The organism is Bradyrhizobium sp. Kon56 (assembly GCF_055807635.1).
Genome location: NZ_JBVVOU010000687.1, coordinates 1 through 229 on the forward strand (window position 1 = coordinate 1; position 229 = coordinate 229).

The 229-nt window shown below is 57.6% G+C and carries 1 protein-coding gene; it reads left to right on the forward strand.

Annotated elements, in window-relative coordinates:
* A partial coding sequence (locus AC0L3B_RS40525; protein WP_473383755.1) for a leucine-rich repeat domain-containing protein occupies positions 1-229 on the forward strand: 229 nt, incomplete at both ends.

Sequence of the window (229 nt, forward strand, 5' to 3'; positions counted from 1 at the left end):
TGACATTCATGGGAGACCTGCCGGAGCTGGCGATCGACTTTGATCATGTGAGCAGACTGACATTGGACGGCGGCAGCTCGGTCCGTGGAGCCCCATCTTTCTTCAAACGATTCGCGCATTTGCGCAGCCTGCAATTGAACCGTTTCGCCCTGGACTCGCTGCCGCAAATTCTCAGCCATCTGCCGCAACTGACCACACTCACGCTGGACCAGTGCGGGGTGATCATCAC